Origin of the sequence: Nostoc sp. (assembly GCF_036917155.1) — a bacterium.
Lineage (GTDB): Bacteria > Cyanobacteriota > Cyanobacteriia > Cyanobacteriales > Nostocaceae > Nostoc.
The window spans coordinates 1-7,561 of the sequence record NZ_JBALDZ010000070.1 but is presented as its reverse complement, the minus strand read 5'-3'; the positions used below and the strand labels follow the sequence as shown (position 1 = coordinate 7,561).

The window sequence follows — 7,561 nt, the reverse complement described above, 5'->3', positions numbered from 1 at the left end:
TTTACCATCAGACCATTTGACTCCCTGTTTGAGTTTCCAAGTCACTGATTTACCATCTTTTGCTACTCCACCGTTCTCTAAAGAGGGAATTTCTGCTGCGAGAAAGGGGACTAGTTTACCATCTTTATCAAAGCTGGCCAAGGGTTCGTAAGTAATTCGACTAGCTTCAAAGTCTTTGTTACCTTGAGCTAGATGGGGATTAAGAATAGTTGGTGCTTGCCAATAGAGAAGCTTTAAAGTATCGCTCGCTGCTGTTGGATTAGACGCGCTGGGAGTAGAGGTGGTTGAAGACTGAGAATTTGGGGAAGAACAAGCAGTTAACAACAAAATGCCCAGCAACGACTGAGCAAAAATCTGACCCCTACTGAATTTATTGAATATGCACATTTGGATTGTTTCTAGGGATTTAAACTAAAGGGTCAAATTTACCGCTAACAAGCAACCAAATACTGTAGCGTGTTTCTGACGATTTTCCCGATTTAAACTATGATAATTTGGTCGCCGAACCGTACTTCCTTAAAATAAAAATCCCATAGATGTGGAAGAAAGGCAATAGCTGTCAGGAAAAGGACATATTAGCTATTCAGCATGAGTTATCCTCTTTTTCACCCAGTCTTGCATCTCCTGATCACAGCCTCTTTATTTTCGTTTAGCTAGTTTGCGATCGCTAAATCATGCCTTATTTCTGATACTATCCGGTATAATTGCCGCATACTGTTCAGAAGTCAGAGTTGCTTCCCGGACATCGACTTGTTTTGGCACGATTTTTAATTGGTACAAAAGATCGGCAACCTGCTGTTGATCTCGCAGCACTTGCTCATTAATAGGTTGCATATCGTACTTTCGTCGAGACAACATTGTTTCCATCGTTGGCACATCAACCTTTAACTTCGGAGCAAGGATTTGGGCGGCTGCTTGCCTATTTTGATTTGCCCATTCTCCAACTTGGTAGTACTCTTCTAGAATTGCTTTGAAGAGTTCAAGGTTACTACTAGCAAACTCCCTGGCAGCTAAGTAGAAAGATCCTGGTGTTTTAATTCCCTGAGCATCCCGCAACACTCGGATCGTTCCCTCTTGTTGAAGCTTGATCAGTGTAGGGTCGATCGCTACATAGGCATCAACAGTTTTGTTTAAAAATGCTGCTTGTCCATCAGCAACAGTCAAATTCACACCTTGAACATCGTTAAACTTCAGCCCAACTTCTTCCAACGCTTTCGCCAAAAAATAGGTCAGAGCAGTTCCTCTGGCATAGGCAACCTTTTTGCCTTTAAGATCCGCTACCGTTTTAATGGAAGAATCCTTTGGCACAATAATCCCATAACTTTCCCCCGTACCCGCCGGGATATTCACTAGGTAAACCAAATTGTTACCAGCAGCCTGAGCAAAGATCGGCGGCGTTTCCCCAACTTGTCCCCCATCAAGGCTACCCACACTTAAGGCTTCCAGCAGGGGTGGCCCGGAGATAAATTTTGACCAGCTAACATCTACTCCCAAAGGAGCTAAACGCTTTTCGATTACACCTTTTTCTCTTGTTAGATCGCCAAATGATGTGAAGCCAAGCCGAATAAGTTTAGGCTTGCTATTATTGCTACCGCTATTACTGGCAATAGTGTTGTTATTGTTACTTATCGTATTCTTGTTTCCACTACCAGCATTTGCTCCACAGCCTACCAATGTAGCGAAAGAGGCGAACCCATACAAAGTATAAAGCAAATCTCGTCTGGAAATTAATCGTTTCCTGACATAAGGTTTAATCATGGCTCTCAATCCCGTGGTGTTGGCTGTTGAACGCCATTTGTACAAGTCGGCATAGCCGCCCAACGTAATGGCTCCTGTTGATTGTTGACTGTTAACAGTCAACAATCAACTACTTCATTTCGTTTTATATTCTTAGATTGTTAAACTTTTAGAAAGGACGACTACCCCCGAAGGCTGACCCGTTTGAGAATACGAGTGGCATTGGCATCAAATTCAGGGCGGTAGTGAGCCGTTGCCTGGTTATCCCAATAAAGTAGGTCGCCCTTGCTCCATTGGTGACGATAGGCAAATCGAGGTTGCTTGATATGCTCTTGCAACCGCGCAATTAGTTTTGCTCCTTCTACATGGTCATAATCCACGATGTCTACATCGCTAGCTGCATTGAAAAAGAGGATCTTTTTGCCTGTATCTGGATGTGTGCGAACCAGAGGATGAATTGCTACTCGTTCGCCTGGTTCTGGGGCGCGACTATCTGCATATTTAGGCTGACCATACTCATCCCGATCCTTACTGCCATAGGAATTAAAGTAGCGAACTTGTAAGCCAGAAATTTGCTCTTTGGTGGCATCGTCTAGCTCGTCGTAAGCCTGAGCCAAATTTATCCAATAGGTATTGGGGCCATTCTCAGGTACTTCTACTGCATATAAGAAAGAACCGCTAGATGGCACAGGAAGCCAGTAGTGATCGATGTGGGGTAAAAGTTCCTGATAGTTCGGTCGAATATTGACTGAACTTTCTTCAGGAGCAGCATTTGCAAGAGTGAGAACTAGGGGCGGCAAGTATTCTTCTGTTTCTCCTTTGCGGATATAAGCAGGTTGTTGAAGAATATCACCAAAGTAATTGGCAAAGGCTAACAACTGATCGTCAGTTAATATTTGGTTTTTGAAAATCAAAATGTGCTGATCGCGCCATGCCTGTTTTAGCTGTAGAATTACCTCTGGTTCCACAGAATTAACATCAAATCCGGTAATCACTGCACCAAGAGCCGCTCCGGTGGGTGTAATCTCAATCCGACTTGCCGTGAGTGTCATAATCAGGTCTCCTTAGATTTAGGGCTATACCAGCAAATGGTCATACAAAATTTACCCTTGTAGAGAGAGCAACAACGGTTAATGTCTGCGTTCATAAGTACTGAGTACTTTTTAATTGACTCAGCACTTGTAACTTATAACTCAGCTTTAGGAAAGGACTGGTTGTGCTTCCTTAGACTCAGCTTTTTGCTTGAAGACACTTGGTACTTCAGCGCTGAAAGCTTCACCTTGAACCACTTCTGAACGGGAACCATCAACCCCTACTGGAACATCGCCTGTGATGGTGGTGCGATAAAGGAGACGTTCGACATCCAAATGATCCAAATCTTGAGGAGCTAAATGCACGGTAGCGCGGTTGTCCCAGAAGGCGATATCACCGTTGTTCCAACGGAAGCGGGTGGTATAGGCAGGTTTGGTGACTTGGTTAAAGAACAACTCTAGCAACAGTCTGCTTTCTTCTGGTGACACATCAACAATGCGAGAGACGAAGCCAGGGTTGACGAACAAGGCACGCTCACCAGTCTCAGGATGAACTCTGACGACTGGGTGAATAGAAACTAGGGGATTGACAGCAATGCGCTCGTCGAATTTGTTATTGCGGGGTTGATAACCGCCTCCATTGAAGCGATGTTCTGCTTTTAATGTATCAGCTAGCGATCGCAAAGGTGCTGAGAGTCCCTCATAAGCGGCAACAAGATTACTCCACTGGGTGTCACCACCGAAACTAGGGACATTAACTGCGCGTAAAATTGACGCTGCTGGTGGGTTGATCGCCGCCGTTACATCTGTGTGCCAAGGGCCGCCAGTGCGAAAACCATATTGCTTTTCATAGAGTCTACGGTCTACAGGTTTGATCTGGGGAAATCCCGGAACTGGTTCAGGCTCTCCCAAGGGATGGGCGAAAGTCACTTCGCCAAAACGAGATGTGAACTCGACCTGGGCAGCATGATCAATGTTCTGACTACGAAAGAACACAACTTTCCACTTCAATAGCGCTTTGCGAATTTCTTGGACTTGATCCTCAGAAAGAGAGCGCGAAAGGTCTACGCCGCCGATTTCTGCACCGATGAAACCAGCTACCTGTTTAACTTCTATATGTTTATAGCCCATTAGGATTCTCCAGAGTTTGATCTATCGGGAGGTGTTCACACTCGCCTATTTCCTTGGGAATTTTGCCGATACTCTGCTAGCAACATTCCCATGCTGGGAGTATAACTGAAATTATCATACATTATTCCGATAGATTTATCGTAGTATGCAGTGGCTAAATAGTAATTTCCTATGTTTTTCAGACAAATCCTCTTCTATAGTGATTCGATGTCAATGTGCAAAAGCCTTAGCTCAGACAGATCAGCGATGCCTGGGTAGTAAACTACGCGATTATTTAATAATTCTTAGTTAATCTAATTATTAGTAAACCATGATAAAATTTTCCTCATGAAAATTTGGCATAGACAACTAGGGGAAAGCATCAGTAATATCACTTACCACCATTTACCCGCCTTGCGCTGGCGTAACTTTCGCCTGTTTTTCGGGGGACAGTTACTATCAATGTCTGGAACATTTATGACCCAGCAGTTAACTATTCCTTGGCTGGTATACGATTTGACTCAATCGCCTTGGTTGTTGGGAGTTGCAGGGTTTGTACAATTTTTACCTACGTTATTAGTGATTCCCTTTTCGGGCATATTGTCCGATCGCTGGAGTCGTCGTGACTTGTTAATGGTGGTACAGATATTGGGAATTAGCGTTTCCCTGGCTTTAACAATTCTCACCTTTACCAATTGGATTACCTTTCCTATCCTCTTGGTACTGAGTGCTTTCAATGGTTTGCTCAAGGGATTAGATATGCCCGTGCGCCATACAATCGTCACCGAAACTGTAGGCGATCGCGCCGATTGGGGTAATGCGATCGCTTTGAATTCAGTAATGTTAAGTTCCTCTCTCGTCGTGGGGCCTGCTATGGGCGGGATTTTGATTGCTACACTAGGGGTAAAATATTGTTTTCTTTACGATACCCTCAGCTATATTCCTGCCATATTTACCTTGCTAGCGATGCGGCTGCCAGCCAGACAGATGCAACCCCTTACGGGCATTAGCGATACTTTGGAGAAATTGCGAGAGGGCTTTGAATATGTCTGGAAATTCCAGGCGATTAGAGTAATTTTATTAATGCTAGCGTTACATGGTTTCGTCGGGATGTCTCATGTCGCGCTGATGCCTGTTTTTGCAGCAAAGATTCTCAATGGGAACGCAACAACAATGGCTCACCTCAGCACTTCAGCACCGATTGGCTCGTTGTTTGCTTGTTTGTATCTAAGTGTCAGACGAGGGATTGTAGGCTTAGAGCGTTTGATTGTAGTCGCTCAAGTTTTGATTGGGATGAGTTTGATATTCTTTTCACTCTCGCGTCAAGTTTGGCTATCTATAATCATTCTGGTATTTGTAGGCTGCTTTTCTATCCTCAACATTACCAGTAGTAATATGATTATTCAAACCCTAGTTACCGAGGATAAGCGCGGACGAGTAATGAGTTTTTACGCCCTAGCAATGGTGGGTACAATGCCTTTTGGAAATTTGTTAGCTGGGACTTTGGCAGATAATTTTGGTGCGACTAATGCCTTGATTGTCTGTGGTAGTCTGATTATTTTAGGTGCGTTCTGGTTCTCTGCACAATTGCCAGCAGTAAGCCGTTGGATTGCTCGGTGAACAAGTCGCTTCTCTTTGTACAACAAAGCAGATATTTGGAAAATAAGCATCTTCCACCACACTTTAAAAGTGTAGTGGAAGACGATCAATTACATCAGCTTGGCAGAAGAAAGTTGCGCCTATAGCTGATAAGCGAATTTTTCATCCCAAGGTGCAGGTTTGCTAACTTGCTCCCATATAGGACTATACAAGGCTTCATGTAGTTCGCGTGCTAGTACCACCAAACCTGCATAACCAGCGTAAGCATGGTGACGTTCATGGTTAATGTCTAAAAAAGGAATTCTCGTTTTGAGTGCTGTATATTTATTGCCAGCCCCAGTAATCAATATATCAGCTTTTGTTTGGTGTAATACCTTTAATAAAGCCTGGGGAGTTGTATCAGACAAAAGCATTGCATCTGCACCAAGATATTGTTTAATTTTAGCTTTCTCCTCTTCTGTTGTTTTGCCATCTGTAGCTGCAATAACTTCCATTCCCAAATCTTGGGCTGCTAAAAGATGTATCAAAACTTTAGTTTTAGGTCTAACCGGAAAAATTATTCAGTGTCTGCCAAATTTAGCAATCAATTCCTCCCGTGACAATTGCACGAGCAATGGAGTAAATTCTTCAGGGAGTAATGCTAATACTGGTTCAATAATTGCTTGAAGTTCTTTATCTAATGAACCAAAACGAACTTGTAATAAGTTTTCGACTACAAGACGTTTACCTTCTTGTTTGGCTTTTTCACGGTTTACTCCCTTTAGAAAAGGCGACATCATTATTGTGTGAATAATATCACTTAAAAACCCACAAAGTCAACAGCCTACACCTCATCCCATAGCGCACTGACTAATTCAGCATCGGATTCTTGGCACGGTCTTATATCCATCTACATCTAAATCAAATGACTTGCCTTTACGCATTGTTTGTGAAATACTACTCTTAAACTACGTTAAATCGATATATTTTAAGTAGTATTGTACAAAAATTACCATAAAACATTGCGTCCTGAAAGCAATTACAGGCTAATTCTAAGATGACAAACACAGAAATTCGCACCGCTCAAGTTAAAGTCCCTAACGGAGATTTGCAAATTGATGCTTACTTAGCTGAACCAGTCCAAAAGGGAACCTTCCCAGCTGTGATCGTGATTCAGGAAATTTTTGGGGTTAACATTCACATTCGGGAAGTTGCTGAGAAATTTGCTAAAGACGGGTATGTAGCGATCGCACCGACGTTATTTCAACGCACCGCCCCCGGTTTTGAGGGTGGATACACCCCTGAAGATGTGCAGCAAGGGAGAGGTTATAAGGAGCAAACAACAGCCGATGAAATACTGAGTGATATTAAAGCTGCGATCGCTTACTTAAGAAGTCTACCAAATGTGCAAGGAGATGCGATCGGCTCCATTGGTTTCTGCTTTGGTGGTCACGTTGTTTACCTAGCTGCCACTTTACCAGACATTAAAGTTACAGCTTCTTTCTATGGTGGCGGTATTCCTAACTCAACTCCCGGCGGTGGAGAACCAACCATCACCCGCACTTCAGAGATTAAAGGCCCCATCTACGCCTTCTTTGGTCTTGATGATCAGGGAATCCCCTTAGAACATACAGAACAAATTGAGGCTGAACTGAAGAAAAATCAGATTACTCATGCAATCTTCCGCTATTCGGGAGCAGGACATGGCTTTTTCTGCAACCATCGCGCCAGCTACAATGCCGAAGCTGCTGCCGATGCTTGGAAAAACGTTCAAGAATTGTTCCAAAAAAACCTTCAGCTTCAAAAAGTCTAAATCTTTGAGTTACAGCAGTTTTCATGTATTTGAACCACATCTGTCATCAGAGCAGAGCAGAGCAGAGCATTGCTCATTGGTGTCAACTTAACGTGAAACTGCACGTCCACCAGGAATTGAAATTCCTGGCTCATAGCCGAAGTCATCTAAAGATGACTAAATATCCCCAAAAATCTTGAGTCTACTTCAGTAGACTTCAGCTATTAGGCGGTAACTTCAGTTTCCGACGGGTACTCAAGCCAAGCGAGAAGCCATTTCTAGCTTAAGTTGACACCAATGAGCATTGCTGTGC

General features: G+C 43.4%; 5 protein-coding genes and 3 pseudogenes. 2 read left to right on the top strand and 6 right to left on the bottom strand.

The genetic code is table 11. The features are described 5' to 3' along the window. The 4 genes and pseudogenes from V7K67_RS10615 to V7K67_RS10600 form a co-directional block, all read right to left on the bottom strand. Positions 1-387, bottom strand: a pseudogene (locus V7K67_RS10615) (peptide ABC transporter substrate-binding protein); the annotation flags it as partial. 285 nt (positions 388-672) lie between these two features. Beyond that, positions 673-1,860: an aliphatic sulfonate ABC transporter substrate-binding protein gene (locus V7K67_RS10610; RefSeq protein ID WP_335166435.1), complete on the bottom strand. Its 1,188-nt coding sequence runs from the start codon at positions 1,858-1,860 to the stop codon at positions 673-675. Between the two features lie 59 nt (positions 1,861-1,919). Next, positions 1,920-2,789, bottom strand: coding sequence for a TauD/TfdA dioxygenase family protein (locus V7K67_RS10605; protein ID WP_335166433.1), 870 nt, complete (start codon positions 2,787-2,789; stop codon positions 1,920-1,922). Between the two features lie 147 nt (positions 2,790-2,936). Then, positions 2,937-3,899, bottom strand: coding sequence for a TauD/TfdA dioxygenase family protein (locus V7K67_RS10600; RefSeq protein ID WP_335166431.1), 963 nt, complete (start codon positions 3,897-3,899; stop codon positions 2,937-2,939). A 327-nt stretch (positions 3,900-4,226) separates the two neighbouring features. Between V7K67_RS10600 and V7K67_RS10595 the strand changes: the two genes are divergently transcribed. Further along, complete coding sequence (locus V7K67_RS10595) at positions 4,227-5,498, top strand: MFS transporter (RefSeq protein WP_334733559.1); 1,272 nt, start codon at positions 4,227-4,229, stop codon at positions 5,496-5,498. Between the two features lie 119 nt (positions 5,499-5,617). Here the strand turns inward: V7K67_RS10595 and V7K67_RS10590 are convergent. Together V7K67_RS10590 and V7K67_RS10585 are read right to left on the bottom strand one after the other, a co-directional pair. Further along, positions 5,618-5,989 (bottom strand): annotated as a pseudogene (locus V7K67_RS10590) (nitrogenase component 1); the annotation flags it as partial. Between the two features lie 48 nt (positions 5,990-6,037). Beyond that, a pseudogene (locus tag V7K67_RS10585) lies at positions 6,038-6,226 on the bottom strand (hypothetical protein); the annotation flags it as partial. A gap of 287 nt (positions 6,227-6,513) precedes the next feature. On the opposite strand from V7K67_RS10585, the gene V7K67_RS10580 reads away from it, so the two are divergent. Further along, positions 6,514-7,269 (top strand): dienelactone hydrolase family protein, encoded by a 756-nt coding sequence (locus V7K67_RS10580; RefSeq protein ID WP_335166428.1) that lies wholly within the window; start codon positions 6,514-6,516, stop codon positions 7,267-7,269. Positions 7,270-7,561 lie beyond the last annotated feature (292 nt).

What these genes read in the sequence shown, in the direction of transcription:
- V7K67_RS10605 (WP_335166433.1), bottom strand. Translation starts at nt 2,789, where the DNA reads ATGACACTCACGGCAAGTCGGATTGAGATTACACCCACCGGAGCGGCT.
- V7K67_RS10600 (WP_335166431.1), bottom strand. Translation starts at nt 3,899, where the DNA reads ATGGGCTATAAACATATAGAAGTTAAACAGGTAGCTGGTTTCATCGGT.
- V7K67_RS10595 (WP_334733559.1), top strand. Translation starts at nt 4,227, where the DNA reads ATGAAAATTTGGCATAGACAACTAGGGGAAAGCATCAGTAATATCACT.
- V7K67_RS10580 (WP_335166428.1), top strand. Translation starts at nt 6,514, where the DNA reads ATGACAAACACAGAAATTCGCACCGCTCAAGTTAAAGTCCCTAACGGA.